The 23,826-nt window shown below is 50.4% G+C and carries 22 protein-coding genes; 11 read left to right on the top strand and 11 right to left on the bottom strand.

Annotation, left to right across the window (positions count from 1 at the left end; genetic code table 11):
* Nucleotides 1-187: 187 nt before the first annotated feature.
* The 3 genes from OCU14_RS02190 to OCU14_RS02180 all read right to left on the bottom strand — a co-directional run bounded on the left by OCU14_RS02190 (nucleotide 188) and on the right by OCU14_RS02180 (nucleotide 3,115).
* The gene (locus OCU14_RS02190; protein ID WP_261809593.1) at nucleotides 188-982 is read right to left on the bottom strand and encodes a YibE/F family protein; all 795 of its coding nucleotides are present in this window, start codon (nucleotides 980-982) and stop codon (nucleotides 188-190) included.
* Complete coding sequence (locus tag OCU14_RS02185; protein ID WP_261809592.1) at nucleotides 979-2,097, bottom strand: YibE/F family protein; 1,119 nt, start codon at nucleotides 2,095-2,097, stop codon at nucleotides 979-981. The genes OCU14_RS02190 and OCU14_RS02185 overlap by 4 nt, the downstream gene beginning before the upstream one ends.
* A 592-nt stretch (nucleotides 2,098-2,689) precedes the next feature.
* Entirely contained in the window at nucleotides 2,690-3,115 is a 426-nt protein-coding gene (locus OCU14_RS02180; RefSeq protein ID WP_261809591.1) for a universal stress protein, read from the bottom strand.
* Between the two features lie 214 nt (nucleotides 3,116-3,329).
* Between OCU14_RS02180 and OCU14_RS02175 the strand changes: the two genes are divergently transcribed.
* The 3 genes from OCU14_RS02175 (at nucleotide 3,330) to OCU14_RS02165 (ending at nucleotide 7,379) form a co-directional block, all read left to right on the top strand.
* Nucleotides 3,330-4,214: a hypothetical protein gene (locus tag OCU14_RS02175; protein ID WP_261809590.1), complete on the top strand. Its 885-nt coding sequence runs from the start codon at nucleotides 3,330-3,332 to the stop codon at nucleotides 4,212-4,214.
* Between the two features lie 557 nt (nucleotides 4,215-4,771).
* Nucleotides 4,772-5,275, top strand: a complete 504-nt coding sequence (locus OCU14_RS02170; RefSeq protein WP_057878357.1) for a MarR family transcriptional regulator — start codon at nucleotides 4,772-4,774, stop codon at nucleotides 5,273-5,275.
* Nucleotides 5,276-5,423: 148 nt separating this feature from the next.
* Nucleotides 5,424-7,379, top strand: coding sequence for a M13 family metallopeptidase (locus tag OCU14_RS02165; protein ID WP_261809589.1), 1,956 nt, complete (start codon nucleotides 5,424-5,426; stop codon nucleotides 7,377-7,379).
* 175 nt (nucleotides 7,380-7,554) lie between these two features.
* Here the strand turns inward: OCU14_RS02165 and OCU14_RS02160 are convergent, their stop codons facing one another.
* The 4 genes from OCU14_RS02160 to OCU14_RS02145 form a co-directional block, all read right to left on the bottom strand.
* Nucleotides 7,555-8,697, bottom strand: coding sequence for a hypothetical protein (locus OCU14_RS02160; RefSeq protein WP_261809588.1), 1,143 nt, complete (start codon nucleotides 8,695-8,697; stop codon nucleotides 7,555-7,557).
* 258 nt (nucleotides 8,698-8,955) lie between these two features.
* A complete protein-coding gene (galE, locus tag OCU14_RS02155) occupies nucleotides 8,956-9,957 on the bottom strand; it encodes a UDP-glucose 4-epimerase GalE (protein WP_261809587.1) in 1,002 nt (333 codons plus the stop codon).
* A gap of 395 nt (nucleotides 9,958-10,352) precedes the next feature.
* Nucleotides 10,353-12,083, bottom strand: a complete 1,731-nt coding sequence (locus OCU14_RS02150; protein ID WP_261809586.1) for a phospho-sugar mutase — start codon at nucleotides 12,081-12,083, stop codon at nucleotides 10,353-10,355.
* A 449-nt stretch (nucleotides 12,084-12,532) separates the two neighbouring features.
* Nucleotides 12,533-14,251, bottom strand: coding sequence for a phosphoenolpyruvate carboxykinase (ATP) (locus OCU14_RS02145; protein WP_261809585.1), 1,719 nt, complete (start codon nucleotides 14,249-14,251; stop codon nucleotides 12,533-12,535).
* 148 nt (nucleotides 14,252-14,399) lie between these two features.
* Between OCU14_RS02145 and OCU14_RS02140 the strand changes: the two genes are divergently transcribed.
* From OCU14_RS02140 to OCU14_RS02130, 3 genes are all read left to right on the top strand, one after another.
* Nucleotides 14,400-15,272 carry a quinate/shikimate dehydrogenase gene (locus OCU14_RS02140; RefSeq protein WP_261809584.1) on the top strand — a complete coding sequence of 291 codons (873 nt, stop codon included), beginning with the start codon at nucleotides 14,400-14,402 and terminating at the stop codon, nucleotides 15,270-15,272.
* A complete protein-coding gene (locus OCU14_RS02135; protein WP_261809583.1) occupies nucleotides 15,272-16,093 on the top strand; it encodes an SDR family NAD(P)-dependent oxidoreductase in 822 nt (273 codons plus the stop codon). Before OCU14_RS02140 ends, OCU14_RS02135 begins: the two co-directional genes overlap by 1 nt.
* 528 nt (nucleotides 16,094-16,621) lie before the next feature.
* A complete protein-coding gene (locus OCU14_RS02130) occupies nucleotides 16,622-17,458 on the top strand; it encodes an alpha/beta fold hydrolase (protein ID WP_261809582.1) in 837 nt (278 codons plus the stop codon).
* A 121-nt stretch (nucleotides 17,459-17,579) separates the two neighbouring features.
* On the opposite strand, the gene OCU14_RS02125 is transcribed toward OCU14_RS02130, so the two are convergent.
* Nucleotides 17,580-18,995, bottom strand: a complete 1,416-nt coding sequence (locus OCU14_RS02125; protein WP_261809581.1) for an MFS transporter — start codon at nucleotides 18,993-18,995, stop codon at nucleotides 17,580-17,582.
* A gap of 202 nt (nucleotides 18,996-19,197) precedes the next feature.
* Here OCU14_RS02125 and OCU14_RS02120 point away from each other — a divergent pair, with 202 nt between their 5' ends.
* From OCU14_RS02120 to OCU14_RS02105, 4 genes are all read left to right on the top strand, one after another.
* Nucleotides 19,198-19,374: a hypothetical protein gene (locus tag OCU14_RS02120; protein ID WP_164478999.1), complete on the top strand. Its 177-nt coding sequence runs from the start codon at nucleotides 19,198-19,200 to the stop codon at nucleotides 19,372-19,374.
* Between the two features lie 98 nt (nucleotides 19,375-19,472).
* Complete coding sequence (locus OCU14_RS02115) at nucleotides 19,473-19,628, top strand: hypothetical protein (RefSeq protein ID WP_261809580.1); 156 nt, start codon at nucleotides 19,473-19,475, stop codon at nucleotides 19,626-19,628.
* A 186-nt stretch (nucleotides 19,629-19,814) separates the two neighbouring features.
* Entirely contained in the window at nucleotides 19,815-20,609 is a 795-nt protein-coding gene (gene map / locus OCU14_RS02110) for a type I methionyl aminopeptidase (RefSeq protein WP_125574353.1), read from the top strand.
* A gap of 115 nt (nucleotides 20,610-20,724) precedes the next feature.
* Nucleotides 20,725-21,444 carry a demethylmenaquinone methyltransferase gene (locus tag OCU14_RS02105; RefSeq protein ID WP_261809579.1) on the top strand — a complete coding sequence of 240 codons (720 nt, stop codon included), beginning with the start codon at nucleotides 20,725-20,727 and terminating at the stop codon, nucleotides 21,442-21,444.
* A 78-nt stretch (nucleotides 21,445-21,522) separates the two neighbouring features.
* Here the strand turns inward: OCU14_RS02105 and OCU14_RS02100 are convergent, their stop codons facing one another.
* Both OCU14_RS02100 and OCU14_RS02095 read right to left on the bottom strand, forming a co-directional pair.
* On the bottom strand, nucleotides 21,523-21,720 hold the full coding sequence (locus OCU14_RS02100; RefSeq protein ID WP_261809578.1) for a hypothetical protein: 198 nt from the start codon (nucleotides 21,718-21,720) through the stop codon (nucleotides 21,523-21,525).
* Between the two features lie 343 nt (nucleotides 21,721-22,063).
* Nucleotides 22,064-22,690 carry a DNA-3-methyladenine glycosylase gene (locus OCU14_RS02095; RefSeq protein WP_261809577.1) on the bottom strand — a complete coding sequence of 209 codons (627 nt, stop codon included), beginning with the start codon at nucleotides 22,688-22,690 and terminating at the stop codon, nucleotides 22,064-22,066.
* 51 nt (nucleotides 22,691-22,741) lie between these two features.
* On the opposite strand from OCU14_RS02095, the gene OCU14_RS02090 reads away from it, so the two are divergent.
* Nucleotides 22,742-23,134, top strand: a complete 393-nt coding sequence (locus OCU14_RS02090) for a DUF488 domain-containing protein (protein WP_261809576.1) — start codon at nucleotides 22,742-22,744, stop codon at nucleotides 23,132-23,134.
* Here the strand turns inward: OCU14_RS02090 and OCU14_RS02085 are convergent.
* Nucleotides 23,088-23,765: an HAD family hydrolase gene (locus tag OCU14_RS02085; protein ID WP_261809575.1), complete on the bottom strand. Its 678-nt coding sequence runs from the start codon at nucleotides 23,763-23,765 to the stop codon at nucleotides 23,088-23,090. The two genes, OCU14_RS02090 and OCU14_RS02085, sit on opposite strands and share 47 nt — an antisense overlap.
* Nucleotides 23,766-23,826: the final 61 nt, after the last annotated feature.

Genomic DNA, 23,826 nt, shown 5'->3' with positions numbered 1-23,826 from the left:
TCGACTAAGACCACCGACACGGGGTTCTGTCTGGTGTCCTCCGGCTGAGATCGTGATCACTTTTGGCAATCAAGCGTTCCCTCTCCCTAAGCGGGCACAAAAGCCACAAGCCATTCAATTAACGGGAATGGTTTGTGGCTTTCTAATCTCTTATTCTATAACAAATAATGATTTTAAAAATTACTTTCTATTTCTGTTCATCCTTTTTAGCCGTAACAGCCGCCTGGTGGCGCCGTTGACCGGTTACGGCTCGGGTCATGACCCAGGTAGTGATGGGCACCGTCAGAATCACACTGACCATGGCAAAGAGAATCATCAGGATCTCCGCGACGAAGACCTTGTCATTTAAGATTTCCCCGAATGAGTAGTGCACGCCAGTAAACCAGATGAATAGGGCCAGAAAGCCGCCGAAAAAGCCAAAGAACAGGGTATTGAAGGTAGTCCCGATAATTTGCTTCCCCACATCGATGCCATCTCGTAGGAGGCTCTTAGTGTCCACCTGAGGGTGTTGTTCAAGGATTTCGCCTAATCCTGCGGCAATAGCCATGGCGGCCTCTGCAATGGCTCCTAGGGTGCTTAGAATTGCCGTGGCGATGGCCACCTGGGTAAAGCTGACCCCAACGAGGACAGAAAGGCCCTCGAGGTCCTCACTATCTTCGGGACCGAATCCCTGGGCCATGGCCCAATGTTCAACGGGAACGATCACCAAGATTAGCCCCACCAGCACGATGGCTGAGGCAATGAAGGCCACGGTACTGGACAAGTCATCCCCACTGCTCATGAAGATCGTCAGGGCTAACACCAATAGACCCACCACTAAGGTCACCGTTAATGCTGGAAATTGAAAGGCCACTAACACCATTGCCAGGAACAAGAGACCAAAGTTTAGGATTAAGGCCAGGAACGACTGAATCCCGGCCTTTCCCCCAACCAAAGCCATTAATAATAAGAGAACTAAACCTAACACACTAATAGTGCTCATAGCGTCACCTTCTTTGTCATCAACCGACTGGCCAGGAAACTAGCCAGTGGCACGGCCAGGACAATCCCAATCCCACTGATGAGGCTTTGAACAACCCCCATCGACATATTCATCGCAAAGGTGTAGCCCCAGCTATTACCATTTCGCAGGTACAGAATCCCCATTGGAAAGGTATCCGCCACAAAGATGAAGAAGAGCACATTAATTAATGGCCCCATAATGGTACTTCCAATTTGGCGACCAGATTTAAAAATTTGAGCCGCGTTCAATTCCGGACGTTCCCGTTTCAACGCAAATAATGACGAGATAATATCTGTCGACTCATCCATGACGGCCCCTAACGACCCCAGTAGCGTTTCCGCTAAGAACAAAGGCCGGGGAAGTTGTGTGACATACTCCATGGCTTCGTAGTACATCCCCTTCTCATGGGTGAAATGAAAGACCAGCAATGCGATCAGGATGGCTAATGCCGTTCCACTGAGTGTCGTGGCTAGCGTGATGACCATTTGCCGGGTAGGACCTAACACCAACCACAAGGTCAGTGCGGCGAAGACAATCGCCAGACTCCCAAAGATCCAGAGCACGCGGGCCCCTTGCGTCGATCCGTTAAGAAAAATCGCCAATAGGAAGAGGACCCCGTTTAAATCTACACTGAGAAAGGCCATGAACCCACTGAATTGCATGATAAGTAAGAGCAACCCCACGACGACCCAGAGCATCAAGACCAGCGGCCCATCCCGTTTCAAATCCTTCACAGTCCCACTCAAATCACCGTGATGGTGATGTAGGGTCACGAAGAGTTGGCTGCCCACGCGATAACGTTGGTCCATTGCCTTAGACCGAGAATAAACATTATTGAGGACAATCGTCTTACCGGCATACTGCCCGTTTAAAATTTTTCCGGTCAGAATCTGTTTCGTCTGAACGTCCTGATTATGAAAATCATCTTCCACTGTTGTTCCCGGTCGCGTCTGGACCTGTGTGACCCGGACGATAGGTTCGCGATACCACCGGGCGTTATGCTGGGTTACCCAGACGAGCAGGCCCCCAATGGCGATCACTACCAACCAGGCGATAAGCATCGTCGCCCGACTCTTATGTAATTTTTTTGGCATATTCCCTATCCCTTCTCCACTTACCGTGTTATTATTCTCAATATAACACTCTTTCAGGGTCGGTCTCGGCTTCAATATAAACTTTAATGAAATCACAGCAATCCTTACTCTAGCAACCTTACCAGGGTGTTAATCATCAGGGATTACGCTGGAAGCCTTGCATTCCCTGAAAAAAAACAGTACAATAACAGTCGATTGTTATTTTAATTAAGCGAGGGTTCATACAATGAGAAAAGCACATCCAAATGGCGTACAAGGCCGGCGGAAGGTTAACCGTAAAAAGGACCGGAAGCGCCGCGACGACATTTCAAACTTACAACGTTGGTTAAAGGATAAGAAGTAACCATACGTTTTGACTGAAAAGAGACCGGAATTTTCCGGTCTCTTTTTTTATGCTCTAGTTGAAAAGAGTGCGATAAAAGGCGGTTAGCTGGTGAGCATTAAGGCCGATAAGCAAATAATCCCGGGCTTGGATTGTTTGCTTATCGGCTTTAAGCGGAACCAGCTGCCTTTTATCGCACGTTTCGGCTATATCAGTTTGGCAACACAAAAGGGTCTGGAATGACCCCCAGACCCTTACTTAATAATCTATTTAATCAACGACCAAAACACTGGTCTCTGAGTGGTGCACCACGTAACTCGTGGTTGAGCCCATGATAGCCCGCCCTAATCCGTGAACCCCCGAACGGCCAATAACAGTCAGGTCAGTGTGGAGTTTTTCCGGAAAAGTCTGTGCGATGGATGGCTTAGCGAGTCCCGTCATGAAGTGTGTCTCCACGGGAATCCCCGCGTCCTTAACCTCTTGGACGGCGCCATCTAAGAATTTGGAGGCTGCCTTCTTAAAGTGTGTCACAATCTCATTGCCAAATTCCGCGCCATAGTGGGCATATGTCTGATCACTGGCGACGGCCACGATGAACAATTTGGCACCCAGCTTTTGCGCTAACTTAATAGCCTCGTCCAAAGCAGCATGGGCATTCTTACTCCCATCCATTGGTACTAAAATGCGTTCATACATCATAACCCGTCCTTTCCATAGTAAACCATATATGTGGTATCGCTTTCAACAACTTCATCATATCAGGAAAAAGCCCGGTATGGAAGCCTTTTGAGCCATTTATCACGAGACTCTTAGAGAGCATGATAAAATGTTAGCCAATTCTCATTCTCGCTTTTTATTCGGATTGTGGTAAGATGTATCAAGTAAATTAATTAGAGGGATGGATAACATAATGAAAAAGCTTTTGTTGGGCACCCTGGGGTTACTCGCACTAACTCTCGCCGGCTGCTCAAACGACCAACTAACCACCAAAAAGAGTAGCTACCGCCCAACCGCTTTGACCGCTGTTATCAAAGGCACGGCCAAGACCAAGCGCGTCAACTACCAAATCGATAATCAAGCCAAGAAATCCGTCGCCGTTAAGGGTGGCACCTACTTCTTCCAAGTTCCTGCATCCACGACCAAGCAATCGGTCAAGATTAGTGCGGGTAACACCAAGAAGTCTGTGACCGTCTACCCGGTTAAGTCCCTGGGTAACTACAAGAAGTTCGCGGCTAAATACAATCAGATGATGATTGCCAGCTACCTACCAACTAAGACGCAAAAACAGCTTCAACAGGCCCAGAAGACGCAAGCAACCGCCAAGAAGAAATTGGCAGCCTTGGCGCAAACGGACCCTGCCGCAGCCGCCGTTGCTGTTCAGCAACAACAGGCTGCCGCTAAGAAGCTCCAAGCCAAGATGGCCACAGCTAAGCGTCAGGCCAAGGATGACCTCTTGCCTACCACGACTGAGGACGGCCTCAAGAACCTGGTTGACACCAAGTACACAACGGTTCGAGCCAACGTTCAGGATGGCAAGCTGATGGGCTTAGCCTTGATGACCCCTATCAAGCAGATGAAGGAAAAGACCGGCCAAAAGAAGTTCGGAACGACCTTCGCCCTGTTGGGAACAACGTTGGACACGGAACCTAAGACAGTGATGAAGAAGTTCAAGAAGGTTTTGAAGGACGCTAAGAAGAACAGTTCTTCCACAACCACCAAGACCATTACGTCTAAGGGCATCAAGTTCAACACCGGTTTCTCAACCGATACGCTCTACATCTACATGACAAAATAAATCGCTACACTGAGTCCGCGAAACCAGCAAGCTTTGCGGACTTTTTGTTTGCAGTGAAATTCTCATTCCGGAGAAGATAGCCATTTTTCCGTCGTTCCTCTCTAACCCATGGCTCAAACATACTTCTCTACAACTCCCTCACGGTCTCTTACACCACCACTATGCCAATCACACAGCCGGAGGCCACCAGACTAGCCCCCTGTGTCGGTGGTCTTGGTCGAGGTCCTTTCTCGACCTAGAGCACGGCCAACTTTGAAACTTGCGGTCTAAGCAAGGTTCAAGGTTGCCCTGAAGACCGCCCTTCGGCTTCAGGTCTGCCCCACAGGACGGGCTAATCTGGTGGCCGCAGGCGACCCATTTAATCCTTTAGCCAGTGTAGAAGCGGAAATTGAGATTACAAACTGAATAGGCCAAACTATTCGTGTCTAAGCGCAATCATTTTTATCCCACCCATTGAGGCGGCATAATAACGGTATGCTGATGTAGTGAAGTTGCGTGGTCATTTCGTCATGCAAAAGTTGTTATGCCAGCACTAGTGTTTTCAAGGGGGGAGTATCATGCAAAACGAAGAAAGGGTATTCGAAGCATTCCTACGACAGTATCGCGAGATTTTTCGAGTCATGATCAATGCGGCCGAACAGATCACCGGCCAGTATTCGGTTAGTTTCGAGCAGTATCTGTTGTTGAAACAAATCCATGAACAACGAAACATCACGTTAAGTGAATTGGCAGACTCCACACACACCACACGTTCGGCGGCGGCCCGAAAGTTACGGGCCCTCCTGCTCGACGGATTCGTTGAACAAGAAGCCAAGATGGATGATCGCCGAGTCAAGTACCTTCGCCTGACCACTAAAGGCGTCACGGTTGAACACGACATCCGTCAAGCCTTCCTGCAGAGTGCGCGGACTTGGGAGGAAATCCCAGCAAACATGAAACCCGCGAACATCAACGATTTCTTCACGCAATATCAACAGAACATCGCGATTTGGGATCGGACCCGGCCAAAGTTCCGGCGGCCGGTGCTCCATGCTAAACGCAAAGCTTTAGGTGGCGAATAGCCAAATATACGGGGCCAAGGCCGTGAGTCTTGACCCCGTTATTATGGTCTTTAACCCCTTTTATTAAATTATGATGATAAAAAAGTTCCCTTTTAAAGGCAAATGGGTTAACCTGTGTCTAACGACTAATTTTAAGGAGGATCTTTGTATGCGATTTAACCATTTCTCAGCACAACCTTCTACCAACGGGACGACCGCCGGTGAAGTCAATTCAGCACTCTTGAAACAAGACCTTTATGAAGCAGTCAACGGCAAATGGGCCGAAACGGCAACTATTCCTGGTGACCACGCCTCGACCGGTGGCTTCATGGACCTGGTTGATGGCATCGAAAAGACCTTAATGTCTGATTTTGCCGACCTCTTAGCCGGTAAACTCGATCCAGCCAACCCTGAAATGGCCGAATTCAAAAAACTTTATGCCATGACGAGTGACACCCAAAAACGAGAAGCCACGGGCACCGCACCTTTGAAGCCTTGGTTGGCTAAAATCGAAGCCCTTCAAAATTGGGCCGATCTCAGTGACCATTTGGCAGAATGGTATCAGAAGGGACTGCCCACACCTATCACGATGACAGTGGAACCCGATATGAAAGATACCAGCCGTTACGCCCTCTTCGTGGACGCACCGGATCTCTTCTTACCCGACAAGACTTACTATGAACCCGACAACGCGGCAGCTAAGCAACTCCTGCCAATCTTCACCCAAACGGCCACCAAGCTGCTCGAGCTTAATGGCTACTCTGCCGAAAAGGCGGCAACCATCGTCGAACAAGCCAAAGCCTTTGATGCACTGATTGCCCCTCACGTGAAGTCTTCCGAAGAGGCGGCGGACTACGTGAAGATGTACAACCCACGCGCACTCAGCGACGTGGATGCCCAGGTCAGCCAATTAGACCTGACAGCCGCCTTCACCCAGGTCTTACATGACACCCCAACCGAGGTCATCCTGCCACAACCCGCCTTCTTCGACGCAACTAATGACATCTTGACTCCGGCTAACTTTGAAAACTTGAAGAGCTGGATGCTGGTCGGCACCATCTTCGATGCCACTGGCGTCTTGACCGAGGAATACCGGCAGGTTGGGGGAACGTACAGCCGCGCCCTCTCCGGTAAGAAGGAAGCTCGCTCACCAGAAAAGGCCGCCTTTTACTTGGCAACCGGGAACTTCTCTCAAGTTGTTGGGGACTACTATGGTCGGAAATACTTCGGTGAAACCGCCAAAGCTGACGTTCGTAACATGGTTCTGAAAATGACGCACGTTTACCAACAACGACTGAAGACCAACGATTGGTTGAGTGCTGCAACCCGTGAAAAAGCCATCGTTAAGCTACAGAAGTTAACGATTAAGGTTGGGTACCCCGACCAGATCGACCCACTCTATTCACAATTCCACGTTGACACCACCGAATCATTATTCGATAACATTCAGCACTTCGGTGAATTGGCTCTGGCTGACGAGTTCGGCCACTGGGGTCACCCCGTCGACCGCGATCGTTGGGAAATGAGTGCCAACACCGTCAACGCCTATTACTCACCAACCAACAACGAAATTGTCTTCCCAGCGGCCATCCTGCAGAAACCATTCTACAGTTTGGACCAATCCAGCAGTGCCAACTACGGGGGGATCGGGGCCGTCATTGCCCACGAAATCTCCCACGCTTTTGACAACAACGGGGCCCAATTCGATGAATTTGGGAACCTCAACAACTGGTGGACGGAAGCCGACTTGTCGCACTTCCAAGACTTGGCACAAGCCATGATCAAAGAATTTGACGGCATCGAATTTGCCGGTCAGAAGGTCAATGGAAAGCTGACCGTTTCCGAAAACATCGCCGATGGTGGTGGCTTGAGCTGTGCGCTTGAAGCTGCTAAATCCGCCGATGACGTCGACCTCCGCGCCTTCTTCATCAACTGGGCCAACGTTTGGCGGATGAAGGCCACGACCGAATACATGCAACTGTTGTTGTCAATTGACGTGCACGCCCCTGCTAAACTCCGGGCCAACGTTCAGGTCAAGAACCTCGACGACTTCTTCACCACCTTCGACGTACAACCTGGTGATGCCATGTACTTGGCTCCTGCAGATCGCGTCAAGATCTGGTAACTTAAAATTCGTCACAATCAAAAACGTTGTGTTAGCTCTCAGGCTGACACAACGTTTTTTTCGTCCATTTGATTTAGGTAAGCTAAATAACACGTGCACCAACAGTTCTCAGTTAGTTACCGTCAACCGCAAGCTCACGTCTGGACGGTTATTTAGTGGTTGGGGGGAAACAAAGTTAGGACTTCTTTGACCGTACGCCGGCGATGCCAGCGACTGTCAAACTAGTCAATAACAACAGTAATCCGGCTACTTCGGCACCAATCGAGCGTCGGTCACCAGTTTGTGGCAACGTGGCCTTCTTGGTTGTAGGGGAAGATGCCGAGGCACTAGTTGCAGGAACGGTTGCGCCTTGACCACCGGTTTGCGTTCCCGTGGTTGTTGGCCGGTGAACGCTTGGCTTCTGTGGCGTAGTCGTTGGATGTTCGGGTTCCGTAGCTCCCGGTTCTTCGCCGCCAGGAACTGTCACTTCGGGCGTCTCCTCTCCAGGAGCTTCTTCACCAGGATGTTCGGTCCCGGGAATTTCAACCCAAGGGTGTTCCGGTTCGGGAACTTCTGTGCCAGGATGACCGGGTTCCTCGACCCCAGGGATTTCTTCGCCAGGTTCTTCAGTCCCAGGTTCTTCAATTCCGGGTTCTTCGGTCCCGGGTTCTTCGGTCCCGGGTTCTTCAGTCCCAGGTTCTTCAGTCCCAGGTTCTTCAATTCCAGGCTCTTCAACTCCAGGTTCTTCAACTCCAGGTTCTTCAATTCCGGGTTCTTCAACTCCGGGTTCTTCAACTCCAGGTTCCTCAGTCCCCGGCTCCTCAACCCCGGGTTCTTCAACCCCAGGCTCTTCAGTCCCGGGATCCTCTTCGTCTCCGCCTTCACCGGAGCCACGTGTTTCGAAACTAATCCAACCCTCTTTGTCATATCTGTGGGTCGAAAAGTAGCTATTGAAGGTTGCTACACCAACATGTGAATCCATCGTTACCATGACCGAACCTACCTTAGCTGTGCCGTTATAACTGGCCATACCAAATGACCGCGTCCGATCAACCCGAACGTTTAGTGGCACGTAAAAGAACATCTTGTCACCCTTTGCCACATAAACACTGTTGGCAATCTTCCACTCATATTTCACATCATAAATCCCACTCGCTGGCAATACTTCCGTGTGAGACATCACAACGCCGGTGGGATCCGTCACAATCTTAGCATCAGCGGCACTGGTCCCACTACCGGTGATAATCTTGGCATCAGCGTTAACGGGTACCTCGACCCAAATAAACAGGGCCAAGCCAGAGGTCGCAATCAATAATAATCCTTTGATATGATTTCGCATTTGTCTTTCCTCCTAACCTCTCCATCGCGCCTTTTAAGCACCTATAAATTAGCACGTTTATACATTAAGAGTTAGACAAATGACTGGTTTGTTAAATTTCCTATTATCCGTGAATCCTGATGATTAGCCGTGTAAATACTAGTCATGGCAAGTCATTGGGCCACTAAAATAAGGACCCGTTAGCGATGAGCCAACGAGCCCTTATGATTGTTTTTTAGTTCATCCTACAACATGTTTATTTGCCGTAGAATATCTACCCTAGGCCTTTTGAACATCGGCATATCCGGCCGGATGCTTTTGTTTCCAGTTCCAGGCCGTCCGAATAATATCATCCACATTGTCAAATTGTGGCTGCCAGTTCAACAGGTCACGGGCCTTGTCGCTGGCCGCAATCAGCGTGCTGGGGTCGCCAGCACGCCGTGGGGCCATTTTAGCTGGAATGGCCTTACCGGTCACTCGGCGCGCCGCCTCCAGGATTTCCAGATTGGAGAAGCCCGTCGATGACCCGAGGTTAAAGGCGTCACTGACGTTGTGATCCTTGAGATAGGTCAACGCTAGGATATGGGCGTCAACGAGGTCAACCACGTGAACGTAGTCTCTGACATTGGTGCCATCCTTTGTCGGATAATCATCCCCGAAGATAGCCAGCTCCTGTCGTTCCCCGGCCGCCACCTGAAGAATAATTGGAATCAAATGCGTCTCAGGGTGATGGTCTTCCCCAATGCTCCCGTCTTCCTTAGCACCGGCGACGTTAAAGTACCGTAACGCGATGAACTTAATGCCATAAGCCTCATCTGCCCAGTGCATGATCTTTTCCATCATGAGCTTGCTTTCACCATAAGGGTTCGTGGGTACTTGTGGATCAGTTTCACGAATTGGAATCTGCTGAGGTTCACCATAAGTGGCCGCCGTTGAGGAGAACACGATCCGCTTAACCTGGTGTTGGGTCATTACTTCAAGCAATGTTACCATGCCAGCTGTGTTGTTGTCGAAATACTTCAACGGTGCCTGCATCGACTCCGGTACGATTGAAAAGGCCGCAAAGTGAATCACGCCTTCAATCGTTTCGCGATCGAAAACGTCGTTCAGGAAAACCTGGTCACGGACATCGCCTTCATAAAACCGGGCCTTGGGATTGACCGCGGCGCGATGGCCAGTGACGAGACTATCAACCACCGCCACATTGTAACCGCGTTGGATCAATCGATCAACGGCGTGGGAACCAATATAGCCCGCACCACCTAAGACTAAAACTGTCATGGGTAAACTCCTCCTCAGATTGACTGTAATGTGTTCATTTTCCATCATTTTAGCGAAATTGACCAGTACTAATTGGGAAACAACCTAAATGTAAGTCTTTTTTAAACCTACTTCCCCACTCTCCTTAAGATTACCATCCACCGGCCTAAATCCAAAACCGAAGCCCCGCAAATCTTCCAGTCTGATCGGGTGCCAAACGCACTCGTCTAAGAGTGGGGCAAAAGGCGGTTAGTCAATGAGCATTAACGTCGCTAGACGAATAATCCCGGCCTTGGATTATTTGTCTAGCGGGGTTAAGCGGAGTTGACTGCCTTTTGGCACACGTTTCGACCAGTTAAGTTTGGAAACACAAAGAACCCGAGAATTTAATCTCAGGTCCTTAGAAAACATCGGTTTTAAATTGAGGCTACATAGGCATTAACAGCTGCTTCAAAGGTGGCCAATTTTTCTTGGGCCGCTTGATCCGTCTTGGCACTGGTTCCCACGTAGAACTTCACCTTAGGCTCAGTCCCAGAAGGCCGGATGCAGATCCAAGTCCCATCGGCCAACCAATACTTCAGAACATTGGCTTGTGGCAAATCAATCGTACTCGTCTCACCCGTGGCTGACGTCTTAACGCCGGTTGAAAAGTCCTCGGTCTCCGTAATGGCGACGTTCGCAAAATCATGCGGGGCATTTTCTCTAAACTCGGTCATGAGATGTGCCATCTCTTGGGCACCGTTGACTCCAGGGAATTCCTGAGCCACCGTCTTTTCGGCGTAGTAGCCATAGGTCGCATAGAGTTCTTCGATCCCGTCGTACAGCGTCATGCCACGTTGTTTGTAATCCGCCGCAACCTCAGCCAACAGAACCGTCGACTGAATGGCATCCTTGTCCCGGACGAATGGCTTGATCAGGTAACCATAACTTTCCTCGAAACCAAAGAGGAAGGTGTGGTCGTGTTGCGTTTCGTACTGGTGAATCTGTTCGGCAATGAACTTAAAGCCAGTCAGGACATTCTTCATTTCGATGCCGTAAGCTGCCGCAATCTTCGTGGCCAATTCCGTCGAGACGATGGATTTTACCACGCGACCATTTTCTGGTAACTGACCGGCTTCTTTGCGGGCCTTCAAAATGTAGGCCAACAAAATTGAAGCGATCTGGTTTCCAGTCAACAGTTGATAGTCCCCGCTCGGTTGACGAACGGCGGCACCAAGGCGATCGGCGTCAGGGTCGGTGGCCACTAAGAGATCGGCGTCCTCCTTCTTACCCAAGGCAATCGCCATATCGAAGGCTTGCGCAAATTCAGGGTTCGGGAATGGCACCGTTGGAAATTCGGGATCGGCAATCGCCTGTTCGGGTACCATGGTAAAGTTCTCAAAACCGGCTGCCCGCAGCGCACGTTCGCCAATCACCTTACCCGTCCCGTGAAGTGGCGTGTAAATGAGTTTCATGGTCTTCCCGACCTTTTGAATCAGGTCGGCATTGATCGTCACACTGGCCACGTTGGCGAGATAGGCTTGATCGACATCCTCACCGATAATCCGGAGTAATTTATTCTGTCGTAAGTCACGTTCGTCGGCCACTGGAATAGCAAAAACGTCGGTTGCGGAACGGACAAATTCGGTAATTTTATCCGAGTCAATAGGTGGCATCTGACCACCGTCTGGCCCATAAATTTTGAACCCGTTATACTGCTTAGGGTTGTGGCTGGCCGTGATCATGATTCCCATGGCCGTCTGCAAGTGCCGCACAGCAAATGACAATTCAGGCGTTGGCCGCATGTCATCAAAGACAAAGCTTGGAATCTGGTGAGCCCCCAGGACGTGTGCCGCTTCATGGGCAAACTCACGAGAATGGTAACGGGAGTCGAAACTGATAGCCACGCCACGTTGCTTCGTGGCTTCATCCAACGTATCCAAGTAACGGGCAACCCCCTCGGTTGCCTGACGTACCGTGTAGACGTTCATTTGCCCGATACCGGGTCCCATGACGCCACGCATGCCGGCAGTCCCAAAGCTCATGGGACCGCTGAAGGCCGCCTCCAAGGCTTCGCTATTCCCAGCCATGGCGGTTAATTCGTCATGGATGTAAGGAATCATTGTGGGTTGTTCTTGCCAAGTATGATAATTTGTTTGCCAACTCATGATTATCTCTCCTTAATAGTTATACGTTCTAATGACTAACGCCATAGGCTTAATTGGATGCCTTGGACCAGCAACACGTCCATAGTTGCGTGCCTGCTTTGGTCCAACCTATTGGCGCCTCCCCTGTTAATTTTGACGCTTACTAAAATCATACCCCGTTTGGGCGTTCTAAACCAGTGTGGCTCAATAATTTCCCTTAGGAAACTGTCTGCCCTTACACCTTAACAATCAGGTAATCCGCTTTCATTGTACCCTATTTTAAACGTTTGGATTATTTCGTTTTTACTAAAAAAATGACTGCTAACGATCATCAGGTCTCAAAAAGGCGTCGTTCAATCCTCAAAAATGAGAATCAAACGACGCCTAGCCCAACTCATAATTAAATTTATTTCACGAAAATCTGCGAAAAAACACGGCCGAATTTCGTTAGTAAGAGTAAGCCCTAAAGTTTAGAGATCCAACAAAACCGCTAAGAGTTCGCGAGCAGACTCGTTCAACTTGGCTTGCGACTTGTCATTACCCAGGTGGGTGTAAATTTCACCCACGTAGACGCCATCGGCAAATAACCGGTCGAAGACGGCATCAATGATTGGCTGGGTGGCAGCTTGTTCTTGAACAGGACCAAATGGGTTGGCAAAGAACGTCGTGCTCATCCCCACCTCATCGGTCGTGCCCAGCGCCTTACGCTTGCCGGCCACGAAGGTTTCTTCGGCCGTTTGCTGGTCGTCGAAACGGTGAATTCCCACAGCGTCGTCGTAGTTGTTCGCATAAACCCACATATCGATGTGATGGTGCGCCACAACACGTGGCCAAGTGTTGGCCGGGATGATGACCCGGGCATTCTTCTGCTCGGGGTTCATGTAAATTCCGCGGTCCATATTGTTGAAGGCCACTTCACTACTGAGGTCATCCAAACGGACAAAGGCCCCAGTTTCGGTCCCCTGAGCATAGAGATCCTTTCCGTTCAACGTGAAGCTTCCCATGTCATCGAAGATGGTTTCCATGCTGACAATTTGATCGTCGGCTACCTCTTGGAGGGCCTCGATGGATTCGGACTTGCCGGCACCGGAATCCCCGAAGAAAACGACCGTCTTGGTTTGCCCATTAGCAAAGGTAATCTTCACCATGGACCCGTGAATTGGCAACCGCTTCTGCGCAATCATGTGCAGGTTATGCAATGTCAAACACATCTTCTTCATGTACCCAAAGTAGGTCGTTTGGTCGTTGTAAGGCACTTGACCCACATAAATATCATTAGCGGCATCATAGAAGTAATGGCCGTTCTCGTGATCGGTATCGCTCTCAACCCCTGGGGTCCCAAACAACAAGACCAAGTCTGGTTTGTGCGCCGCCACCTCGGTACTGTCCGCCAATTGGAAGAGATTGGCTAGGGCCAAACCGGAAGCCAAATAGTCACGGTGGAAGTACAGGTAAGCCAGGCTCTCCCCAATCTTAGCTGGGTAACAGAACCAGTCATCTTCGGTACCGGTAAAGTTTTTCATTGGGTTGACTTGGGTTGCGGTGAAGGTCCCCTTTCGCTTGTTGCTCTTGGTGTGCAACATCATCGGCGGCCGTAACATCAAGCGACTGATGAAGCGAATGTCCTTCAGTCCTTCATAGCCAGCGGGCATGTTCCAAGCCAACCGCCGTAACAGCACACAGGCACTCGACCCGGCGCTCACTTGACGGTAAACGTGGTTGGGATGGCCTTGCAACTTTTCCTCAATCGTCCGGTATAACCGAATAACCAAGTCATTGAAGCGTTGGTCAATCGTCATAAATTCACTGGTGACCACATCGTTTTGCGTAACGGTCATCGTGGCCACTCGCAGATACGTCCGGTAATATGAGTAAAGATCCTCAATGCTGGCCAGAATCTCAGCCGGTTTGAAACGATCAAACGCGTCCACCCGGTCGGTCAGAACGGCCTTGATGGTCGCGAGATACACGTCTGGCGTGACTAAATCAAAGGTCGTTTTGGGATCGGCGGCTTCCGGCGTGCGATCGCGCTGTTCCTCTAAAAACAACTTCACGAAACCAGCCAACTCGGGGCTATTCACCAAGTCGAAAATACTGGTAATGAAGTGTTCGTTATAGTTCAACACGGCCACATTGCGGTCCGGGTTCGCGTAAAATGACGGTAAATTTAATGATTCGGGTGTTTGCATAAGCGGTCTCCTTTCAGATCTATCCTTACTCGCCATTCTAGCCTACTTTGCCAGCCGAGGGAAGTGACTTCTTGCGACATCGGTGGCAATCCGGTCGCCCATGGATGACGATAAAGATGGAACTTGTTTCGAAAGGAAGTCTTCTGTCATGGAAATTGATGGACACACAGCACTAGTGGGCCTCATCGCTCACCCAGCCGGTCACTCACAGTCCCCGGCCATGCACAATCTAGCTTTCGCGGCGGACCACATTAACGCCCGCTTTCTGGCTTTCGACGTCGAACCCGAACACCTCAAGCCAGCCATCGACGCCATCCGCGCCTTTAAAATGTTAGGGGCAAGTATTTCGATGCCCTTCAAACAGGCTGTGATCCCTCTGCTCGATGAACTCGACCCGGCCGCCAAGATGATTGGGGCCGTGAACACCGTCGTCAACCACGATGGTCACCTCACCGGCTACACCACCGATGGGATCGGCTTCGTCAATGCTTTAAAGGACGAAGGTGTTGCCCTCAAAGGTCAGACGATGACGCTCGCCGGGGTTGGCGGCGCAGGGACGCCTATTGCCATTCAAGCCGCATTAGCTGGCCTGAAGACCCTCAATATCTTTAATATCAATGACGGTGCCGTAGCCAATGCCAAACGAATCGTCACCGAAATCAATGCCCAAACCGACTGTCACGCCACGTTTACGCTCCTGGATCACCAGGACCAGTTCCAAGACGCCATCGCGCAGAGCGACCTGTACGTCGATGCCACCGGTCTGGGGATGGGTAAGCTCGTGGATCAGGCCCTCGTGACTGATCCAACTTGGTTCCACACCAACATGACGGTCTTCGATACTGTCTATGCCCCGAGCGAAACCAAGCTCATGCGCGTCGCCAAGCAAGCCAACGTGGCCCATATTTTGAATGGCCAGGGCATGCTACTCAATCAAGGTGCCGCGGCCTTTAAATTGTGGACCGGCCAGGCAATGCCAGTCGATCAAGTACGGAAACACTTCTTTAAGGAGGACGAATAATGACAACAGAATGGTTAGGATTACGCGATAAAGTTTGTGTCGTTACCGGTGCGGTCGGTGGTATGGGCACCAAGATTTGTGCCGCTCTCACCGAACAAGGCGCGAAGGTCGTTGTTTTGGATCGTGAAGCTGATCCCACGACAAAATTCGCTAAGGAGCTGGCCCACGACTATGACGTTCCGGCACTAGCCGTCAGCTGTGACGTCACCGACGAGGCTAGCGTCAAGGCCGCCGTCGCTCAAGTTCAATCAACCTTCGATCGGGTCGATGTGGTCATCAACACTGCCGGCATTCTGAAGTTCGATCCGCTTGAGGACCTGGACTATGCCACCTGGAAACAGGTGCTTGACGTCAACTTGAACGGTTACTACCTCATTACCCATGAATTTGGGAAGGTCATGATTGCCCAGAAGCACGGGACATTCGTTCACATCTCTACGGTTGCCAGTGACATCCCTGAAACTTACAGTGGCGCTTACAGCACCAGTAAGGCCGGTGTCAACATGCTTTCCAAGCAGGTCGCGGCCGAATGGGGCATGTTCGGCATCCGGAGTAACGTTCTCGAGCCTTGCCTGGTCAAGACCCCAATGTCCGCCGCCTTCTACGCGGACCCAGAGGTTGAAAATGGTCGAAAGAAATTGACCGCTAGCAAACGGATCGGGACGACCGATGATATTGCCAATGCCATTCTCTTCCTGGCCAGCGACCGGTCGAGCTACGTCAACGCCACCAGTCTCGCCATCGATGGTGGTTTCAGTGTCATGATGCAAAACCAGATTCCTAAGCCAGGTGGCCGTCGCGGCTTCGCCGAAACGCACTAAAAATTTTAGGTAGATTAAGTCGACCGAGTGATCAAAAGGCCGCCTGCGGCTGCCAGGGATTACGCCTGCTGTGGGGACGCTTCAGCCCCTTGGGCTTCTCGCTCGATTTGAAGCCCCGCCAGGAACACGGGTCTTCAAAGTCGCCCGTGCTGTAAACTGGAAAACCACCAGTTAACACCACCCTCACGGCCGGCTCCATCCCTGGCCTCCTCCGGCTAAGATCCACCGTTTTTATCACCTATCTAAACCAATCAGGTTTAAGTTGAAATCAAAATTTGCAATCCAAATTAAAAGGAACGAACCAGCTTATCACAGCCGATCCGCTCCTTTTAATTTCTCATGTGAAAGTTCCATAAGTTACAATTGTTGATTTTTGTCACCAAATACGGTAAACTCACTTTATTCACTGAATTGACAATCTGTCATTAAGACAAATGAAGGAACTGTTAACAAAAGCCGTGTAGCGGATCAAACTTCTCAGCTCATGGTCAACGGACGTGTCCACTTCACCGGAAAGGACTCTTCACTATGACCTCATACATTGATGTACCAACCAAGACCATTGTCACCCCGGAAAATAAAACCTTTGCCTACCGCGAGATTGGAACGAACACTGGCGTTCCCGTAATCGGATTGATTCACCTTTCCGGTAATCTCGATAACTGGGACCCAACCGTGATCGACGGTCTCGCGCAAGAACATCGGCTGATCTTACCAGACTACCAAGGCGTTGGTGGTTCCGGCGGTAAAGCTGCCAAGACCATTCAAGGCATGGCCCAAGAGATTCGTGAATTCATCCACGCTCTCGGCCTCAAGCAGATCGACTTGTTCGGATTTTCAATGGGCGGCTTCGTTGCCCAAGAGGTCATCAATCAGGAACCGACCTTGATTCGACGGGCCATGTTGACGGGAACGGGTCCTCGTGGTGGTCAAGGTATCGGCGATGTGACCAGCATCTCCGATCGCTCTTTAGCTAAGGCGATCTTCACCTTTACCGACGTGAAAACCTACCTCTTCTTCACCCGGACGGCCAATGGTAAGAACCAAGCCGCACGTTTCTTAAAGCGCATCAAGGCCCGGAAGACGAACCGCGACCGTTCAATCGGCTGGAACGCTTACCGGACCCAACTGAAGGCCATTAACCAATGGAGTACCGAGTCTGCCATCGACTTTTCTAAGCTTGAAATTCCAGTCTTAGTCGGCAATGGGGACCATGATTTGATGGTCCCGACAAAACCGAACAGCTATGACCTAGCCAAGGCCTTTAAAAACAGCAAGCTTGTGATCTATCCCGACGCTGGTCACGCTGGTGTCTTCCAATTTAACAACGATTTTGTCAAACAAGCTAATGATTTTTTGAGATAAACAGTTTCAAAATCAAACACCTCACAAAAATGGACCCCCTGAGTGGAAAATTCCACTCAAGGAGTCCATTTATCAACTATACGTTATCAGTAAAAGCATATTTATAAAGGTTGTCTTTATCCTATTTGGCGGGAACCGACTTCCGACCATCACGCAACATAACCGCAAAGATCCAGCCAACGATAGCGACACCTAGGAAGGTCAGGAACACGGCGCGATACCCGGCAAGTGTTGCTGCTGTGGCACTTCCCACCTTAGCATGACTTCTGGTGACCATGGCCAGCACCAACGTGGCCACGGCAACCCCAGTCGACCCTAGGATTTGCCGCACCGTGGTAATCACGGCCGTCCCGTGGGAGATCAGATTATCGGGCAACGAGTTTGCCCCTAAGGTGACCGCTGGCATCATGACGAAGGCATTGCCCCCTTCGATCAGTGCCGCCGTCAGAACCATCGCCAACAATGACTGGCGACCACCAACCAAGCTCAACCAGAGCCAGCCGACAACAATCATACTCATCCCCGTTAACATGGTCGCCTTAAAGCCAATCCGGTCGGCCAGTTTCCCCGTCAACGGATTTAGCAAACTCAGGACAATGGCCCCTGGTACCAATGCCATCCCCGAGGCAAATGGCGATAGCCCCAGCACTTCTTGATAATACAACGGGAAGATGATGGTCACGACGATCAAAGCAATGTAAGACGCTCCCGTCAAGAGAACGGCCAGATCGAAGTTGAACGTCTTGAGCACCCGCAAATCCAGAAGTGGCGTGTCGACCTTAAATTGACGCCAAACGAAGAACGTCACGGCCAAGACACTGACTACTAACAGACCCAACATGAGGGCCCAGTTGGCATTGGCCTTGCCAATTTGATTGACGACATAGAGAATCCCAATGAACCCAATACTACTCAACACCGACCAGTAGTCCAGATGTGACGCGGCCTGGGGCATAACATCCTTAATCGTTTTAAGTGCAATCACGAAGACGATGGTAATAATAACCATGAAGACCACGAAGAGTCCCTGCCAGGTGGTGTAACGCAGGATGATTCCTGAAATAATTGGACCCACGGCTAATGCCGACCCCATGACGAGTCCGGCCATCCCCATCACCGCACCACGCTGATCTTCTGGGGTAATGCGCAACATGACTGTTTGATACGAGGGAAACATGATCCCCACGGCCATGGCCTCCATCACTCGGCCTAGCATCATCAGGCCAAAGCTAGGGGCAAGATAAATAATAAAGGTCCCGATATCGAATAAGGCCAAAACACTCACAAACATAACCGGAAAGCGAACATTGTTAAGCATCCACGGACTGATCGGCATCATCACCACCATCACCAGCATAAATCCTGTCGTTAGCCACTGAATCGTTGATGCTGGCACGTTAAAGTACCGCATCAGCGTCGGGTAGGCCGTCGACAAGGACGACTGACTAATCGACATGGTAAAGGTCCCCGCCAGCAACGTCCAAATAAACGCCAGGTGATTGTATGGCTTCCCCTGTAAATCAATTGCCTTCTCCATTCACTCACTCCCACTTCTCTACTTTAGAAACATTATCAACTAATAGTTATCGTAGTCCTTTTCTCATTCTCTGTAAACCAACGTGCCCCATGATCGGTCTAAGCAATCGAGTTACTTATGGGGTAAACTTTGGTACAATAAATGTAATTGGTGTTTGCGAACCTGTGAGCACAATCATGACACGATAAAGAGAGGGTAAAGTATGGACTTAGTAGCCTATTTACATGACGAAATTAATTTTCTAACCGAACAAATGAACCGCGCTAAAGACGAAAAGGACAACGCCATGAACTTCCTTTGTGACGCTCGAATCACGGAAGCTAAGCGAATCTTGACCCAAATTGATAACGGAACAATTGACCGGTTAACCGCTGAATAACGGTGACTTCCACCGGGAAGCACCTCACAAACGAGTTTGGGACAATTGTCTCAGACTCGTTTCTGCCGTCAACCCGATATGAAAGGAACTCCGAGCGTATGCGGACCATCATCGACGAACTGATCTTTATCGGCTTATTTGCCCTGCTGGCCTGGCTGGTCTATTGTTTCGTGACGGACTTCAAGTTCACCCTACTCGGCCTCTTAATCCTGGTCGCAGCCCGTTTGATTAAAACCCACTTCTTTGATAAGTAACCATAACGCTTTCCAGTATGACTGGGATCAAAGACTCGGTTCGCCTAAATAACAAATTAGGTGTAAATTAGTATTGTATGAAAATGTCTGGTTCCAAGTCGTCAGCTGACATTTACGGACTTATTCGCACGTCGGCAGCAACTTGATTTCAGTGAACACAGACGAAATTTTTGAGGAGGTAACACGTTGATAACCATTAAATCAGCACGTGAAATTGAAAAAATGGCGGAGTCCGGAGCCGTTTTAGCCGGTGTCCACAAGGGACTACGCGACATCATCAAACCCGGAATTTCCAGCTGGGAAATCGAACGGTTTGCCAACAAGTATATTGAAGAACACGGTGCCACCCCTTCCGAAAAGGGCTTTGAAGGCTACAAGTATGCCACCTGTGTCAGTGTCAACGACGAAGTGGCCCATGCCATTCCTCGTAAGGAACTCTTACTCAAGGAAGGCGACATTGTCGCAGTCGACATGACCGTCAACCTGGACGGCTTTGAAAGTGACTCTTGCTGGACCTACGCGGTTGGTAAGATCAGTCCAGAAGCCCAACACCTGATGGACGTCACCAAGAAGTCCCTGTACCTGGGGATTGACCAAGCCATTGTCGGCAACCGGATCGGTGACATTGGTCACGCTATTCAAGCCTACACGGAAGGTCAGGAACACATGGGAGATGTCCGTGAATTAATCGGTCACGGGATTCAACCTACAATGCACGAGCAACCAAACGTTCCTAACTACGGTGAAGCCGGTAAGGGACTGCGGTTACGGGCCGGAATGACCATCACCATTGAACCCATGATTAACCTGGGAACTTGGGAGATTGCCACTCGCCAAACCGCTGACAAGTCTTGGGATTACTACGTTACGGCCGATGGCTCTCTGTCCGCCCAATACGAACACACCTTGGTCATCACCGATGATGGTCCTAAGATCCTGACCTCTCAAGGCGATGAGATCGACAAGAAGTACCAACTTTAATCCTAAAATCTATTCAGACTTTCAATTAAGAGTGAGAATCAGTTTTGATTCTCACTCTTTTGTTTTACACTGAAGATAATCAAAACGAATCGTCTTAGCCAGGAGGTAACAACAAATGACCTTAACCAATCAAACATCGGAGGATACCGTTCAAACAATCTTCGACCACATCGCCCCACAGTATGACCAGATGAATGGCCTCATTAGCCTGGGAACCCATCGCATCTGGCGTAAACGCGTCATGGACCTGATGACTGTTCGACCCGGAGACTTTGCCCTCGATCTCTGTTGTGGCACGGGTGACTGGACATTGTCCCTCGCCCAAGCAGTCGGCCCTCGCGGCCAAGTCGTGGGCTTGGACTTCAGCTCGGTCATGCTGCAAGAAGCCACCCACAAGGTGCGATCAGCGGGTCTGCAAGACCGGATCACCCTGCGTCAGGGCGATGCCATGCATCTGCCCTATCCGGACAACAGTTTCAACGTCGTCACGATCGGTTTCGGTCTGCGTAACGTCCCCGACGCCAACCAAGTTCTCCGGGAAATGGCTCGGGTGGTCAAGCCTGGTGGCCAGGTGGTCTGCCTCGAAACCTCACAACCTGACAACCGATTGGTGCATGCCGGCTGGCAACTCTACTTTGGCCACGTCGTTCCCATGATGGGCCGTCTGGTTCATCACTACCAAGCCTACAACTACCTCCAAAGCTCGACACATCGTTTCGTTTCCGTGACCGAATTGGTAGCGATGTTTGAAACGGCTGGGCTGACACAGGTTCACTATGAACGCTTCAACCTAGGTGCCGCGGCGGTGCATTTTGGAACGAAACCTTATCGCTAAAAAAAACTCAGTAAAATAGGCTCGAATCTCTACTATCCCTCGAAAAAGGATGATAAAGATTCGAGCCTATTTTAAGTCCTACTTAGTCGTAGAAAATTTCATATATGACGCCTTAATGTACTCAGCCTCGCCATTCTGCTTATGAACGGCGATAAACCCATTATTATCTGGGTAATCAATTTTAAGTATTTTTTTGCCATCAACCTTGACTTCGTAAATATTAGAATCTAAAGTTGTGGCCCCTGCAGAATATTCAAAAGATGTAATTTCATCCATCATTATCAGCTCCCCTTGAAGAAAGCTTACCCCTCACAACCAGTTAGTTCAAGTTGAAAAATAGTCTTTCTTGCACCAACTCACTGGACGAAAAAGCTTAACTGTTTCCGGAGGTCGTTTGAAATGAAAGTCATTGATTATTTTTAGACGGAGGAGGACAGGGATGGAGCCAGCCGTGAGAGTACTGTTAGACCGAGTACTTTTCTCGGCCTAACAGTACTGGCGACTTTGAAGACGTGTGATCTTCGCGGCTTCAAATCGAGCAAGAAGCCCATGAGGCCGAAGTATCCCCACAGCAGCGTAATCCCTGGCATCCGTAGGCGGCTAACAACCAACAGCTCGCTTATTTCCAACCGTGTCCGTCGCGATCCCAGTCACGCTTGCGACTGCCGGAGACAAAGGGATTGCCGGCTACGGTAAAACGTAACGGGCGGTCCTGCCAACTCCCGGCGGATACGCCGACGCGCGACGTTGCCGCGACTTTCCGTGGAATACGGGTCGCGGTTGGCGTAATCGTCAGGTTCTGAGCCCCCAACATCGTGCGGTTCAGATCCTTGGACTGAATTCCCAAGGCGGCCATCAACTTACCGGGACCATTCGTCACATCTGGCACCGGCTTGTCACGGTTCTGTTGCATCAGATCGAGACCCTCGTGGGGTTCAATCCCACGGATCAGAATTCCTTGAGGCGTTCCCTCGGCTTGCGTGGCCACATCGAACATGTAATAGCCCCGCAGAATGTAAATGTAGATCGTTCCCGGTGCATCGTAGAGCGCCGCATTGGCCGCGGTGTATCGCCCGTTAAAAGCGTGGGCCGCCGTGTCCTGTTCCCCGAGATAAGCCTCGGCTTCCACAATCCACCCACTCATGGTTCCAGCTGGGGTTTGATAGACCAATTCATGCCCCAACAAGTCCTGGGCAATCTGGGGCGTTGGCCGTCCCGTATAGAAATCCGCTAATGCATCTGACATCATTTACCTCCCGTTTGCTATGTTAGAATGGGACCATGGAGATGATTCCTTATGGCAATTAAGTGTGAAAGAATTTATACGAAGCCCGCTGATCTCAACGGGTATCGGGTCTTGGTCGACCGGCTTTGGCCACGTGGCATCTCAAAGGCGAACGCGCAATTGGCCTCATGGGAAAAAGAAATGGGCCCCACGACCGACCTACGGAAATGGTTCAACCATGAACCCGAAAAGTTTCCAGAATTCAAAAAGCGCTACGTGGCGGAAATTGAAGCCAACGAAGCGCTACCGGCCTTCTTGGACTTGATTGCGGGACAACTCGCCGACCAGGATGTGATTTTATTATACGGCGCCAAAGATGAGGAACACAACCAAGCAATTATCCTAAAAGAATTCCTACTTAAACATCTGGCAGGTCGAGTGCCTGCCGCACGGCTGACAGACTAAGGTCGCTGGTACTGGCAACCATGACGGTCGCGCCGGCCAAGGGATTCTGATTAATCCCAACCACACGACAACCGGCGGCCACAGCCGACTGCACCCCGGTCACCGTGTCCTCAAATGCCACGCAGTCTTCGGGAGCGCGGTCAACCAATTTCACGGCGGCAAGATAAACATCCGGCGCGGGCTTGCTGGCCTTGAGTTGCCGGGCATCCACGATATGAGGGAAAAAGGGCCGCAGTCCCAAGTGGTCAATCTCACTGGCGGCATTGGTCGAGGCCGAAGCCACGGCCAGGGGATAGCCCGCCTGCTTCAACTCCTGCAGAAAGACTGTAATGCCTGGCAAACAATTGGCTGGGGTCAGAGCGGCCACATACTGCTTGTACAGCGTGTTTTCATGATCCGTGATCACTTGTCGCTGACTGGCATTAAAGTCCTCCTGTCGGCCCACAGAGGCCAATATAGCCCCCAGTGAGTCGTCCCGACTCATTCCTGGTAATTTAGCAGCTAATGCCGCCGTCCAAGGAATCGCCAATTCGGTGGCAATCGTCTGCCATGATCGCAGGTGATACTGCCACGAGTCGGCTAAGACCCCGTGGAGGTCGAATAGGAATCCTGGTCGTTGTGGTGTTGGCATGTGCTCTCCCCCTAACCGTTTTCTGACCTCATTATAACTGATTCTAAAATGGTTCACTGCC

Source organism: Levilactobacillus humaensis, assembly GCF_024345185.1.
GTDB classification, from domain to species: Bacteria; Bacillota; Bacilli; order Lactobacillales; family Lactobacillaceae; genus Levilactobacillus; species Levilactobacillus humaensis.
The sequence above is the reverse complement of the archived record's forward strand: the minus strand, read 5'-3'. Positions and strand labels throughout refer to the sequence as shown.

What these genes read in the sequence shown, in the direction of transcription:
- OCU14_RS02190 (WP_261809593.1), bottom strand. Translation starts at nt 982, where the DNA reads ATGAGCACTATTAGTGTGTTAGGTTTAGTTCTCTTATTATTAATGGCT.
- OCU14_RS02185 (WP_261809592.1), bottom strand. Translation starts at nt 2,097, where the DNA reads ATGCCAAAAAAATTACATAAGAGTCGGGCGACGATGCTTATCGCCTGG.
- OCU14_RS02180 (WP_261809591.1), bottom strand. Translation starts at nt 3,115, where the DNA reads ATGTATGAACGCATTTTAGTACCAATGGATGGGAGTAAGAATGCCCAT.
- OCU14_RS02175 (WP_261809590.1), top strand. Translation starts at nt 3,330, where the DNA reads ATGAAAAAGCTTTTGTTGGGCACCCTGGGGTTACTCGCACTAACTCTC.
- OCU14_RS02170 (WP_057878357.1), top strand. Translation starts at nt 4,772, where the DNA reads ATGCAAAACGAAGAAAGGGTATTCGAAGCATTCCTACGACAGTATCGC.
- OCU14_RS02165 (WP_261809589.1), top strand. Translation starts at nt 5,424, where the DNA reads ATGCGATTTAACCATTTCTCAGCACAACCTTCTACCAACGGGACGACC.
- OCU14_RS02160 (WP_261809588.1), bottom strand. Translation starts at nt 8,697, where the DNA reads ATGCGAAATCATATCAAAGGATTATTATTGATTGCGACCTCTGGCTTG.
- galE (WP_261809587.1), bottom strand. Translation starts at nt 9,957, where the DNA reads ATGACAGTTTTAGTCTTAGGTGGTGCGGGCTATATTGGTTCCCACGCC.
- OCU14_RS02150 (WP_261809586.1), bottom strand. Translation starts at nt 12,083, where the DNA reads ATGAGTTGGCAAACAAATTATCATACTTGGCAAGAACAACCCACAATG.
- OCU14_RS02145 (WP_261809585.1), bottom strand. Translation starts at nt 14,251, where the DNA reads ATGCAAACACCCGAATCATTAAATTTACCGTCATTTTACGCGAACCCG.
- OCU14_RS02140 (WP_261809584.1), top strand. Translation starts at nt 14,400, where the DNA reads ATGGAAATTGATGGACACACAGCACTAGTGGGCCTCATCGCTCACCCA.
- OCU14_RS02135 (WP_261809583.1), top strand. Translation starts at nt 15,272, where the DNA reads ATGACAACAGAATGGTTAGGATTACGCGATAAAGTTTGTGTCGTTACC.
- OCU14_RS02130 (WP_261809582.1), top strand. Translation starts at nt 16,622, where the DNA reads ATGACCTCATACATTGATGTACCAACCAAGACCATTGTCACCCCGGAA.
- OCU14_RS02125 (WP_261809581.1), bottom strand. Translation starts at nt 18,995, where the DNA reads ATGGAGAAGGCAATTGATTTACAGGGGAAGCCATACAATCACCTGGCG.
- OCU14_RS02120 (WP_164478999.1), top strand. Translation starts at nt 19,198, where the DNA reads ATGGACTTAGTAGCCTATTTACATGACGAAATTAATTTTCTAACCGAA.
- OCU14_RS02115 (WP_261809580.1), top strand. Translation starts at nt 19,473, where the DNA reads ATGCGGACCATCATCGACGAACTGATCTTTATCGGCTTATTTGCCCTG.
- OCU14_RS02105 (WP_261809579.1), top strand. Translation starts at nt 20,725, where the DNA reads ATGACCTTAACCAATCAAACATCGGAGGATACCGTTCAAACAATCTTC.
- OCU14_RS02100 (WP_261809578.1), bottom strand. Translation starts at nt 21,720, where the DNA reads ATGGATGAAATTACATCTTTTGAATATTCTGCAGGGGCCACAACTTTA.
- OCU14_RS02095 (WP_261809577.1), bottom strand. Translation starts at nt 22,690, where the DNA reads ATGTCAGATGCATTAGCGGATTTCTATACGGGACGGCCAACGCCCCAG.
- OCU14_RS02090 (WP_261809576.1), top strand. Translation starts at nt 22,742, where the DNA reads ATGGCAATTAAGTGTGAAAGAATTTATACGAAGCCCGCTGATCTCAAC.
- OCU14_RS02085 (WP_261809575.1), bottom strand. Translation starts at nt 23,765, where the DNA reads ATGCCAACACCACAACGACCAGGATTCCTATTCGACCTCCACGGGGTC.